The organism is Colwellia sp. TT2012 (assembly GCF_001440345.1).
Classification (GTDB): Bacteria; Pseudomonadota; Gammaproteobacteria; order Enterobacterales; family Alteromonadaceae; genus Colwellia.
In genome coordinates this window covers 1-740 of sequence record NZ_LJYX01000179.1, presented here as the reverse complement: position 1 = coordinate 740, position 740 = coordinate 1, and the positions used below count along the sequence as shown (strand labels likewise).

The window sequence follows — 740 nt, the reverse complement described above, 5'->3', positions numbered from 1 at the left end:
GTTAACGCTGGTGGATTGCTGAAATAGCCTAGGTCAAATGCTTACTGAATAGTTGACATAAGTGTCAGCTGACCCTATTATTTGCCACGTAGCCCTTGAGGCACTTGAGTTTTATCCCCCTAGAGGGACCTGCAAAGCCCGGTTAATCACCGGGCTTTTGCCTTTCTGAGATTCCCTCTCCCCTTCCCTACCCCCTTCCTTCAGAGGTTGCCGCTGGGCGTCACTTCCCAACCAGGCAGCATCGGCTTTCTCCAACCGCACATCCTACGCTTATCAGGTAGCCACCAGCATTCCATCCCACCTGCTATGCGCTTGGGTTGTGCCTGGCAAATGGGATAATCGGGGCCTAGATTGCACTCGACCGCTCTGAAAAGGAACCCTATTCATGCGTACTCTGGTACTGCCGCTCAAAGGCGAGTATTTCGACGCAATCAAGGCCGGGATCAAGCCGGAAGAATTCCGGGCTGCCACGCCCTATTGGCGACGGCGTTTGGATGGACAGAGCTTCGACCAGATTGAGCTGACACGGGGCTATCCGAAGCGCGGAGACGACGCACGAAGACTTGTGTTGCCCTGGAAGGGCTATCGCTTGACGACGATCGTTCATCCACACTTCGGCGCAGATCCAGTCGAGGTTTTCGCCATTGATGTCTCGCGCTAAGGATGCGGTTCAGTGAATCCGATCAAGCAGCATTTCCGACTGAAAAAACCCTGTGCGAATTGCCCTTTCCTCAAGGAAG

The 740-nt window shown here is 54.1% G+C and carries 1 protein-coding gene; it reads left to right on the top strand.

Annotated features, from left to right (window positions below):
• Window positions 1-385: 385 nt before the first annotated feature.
• Complete coding sequence (locus ASU03_RS19445) at window positions 386-661, top strand: hypothetical protein (protein WP_011077934.1); 276 nt, start codon at window positions 386-388, stop codon at window positions 659-661.
• The last annotated feature ends 79 nt before the right edge of the window (window positions 662-740 follow it).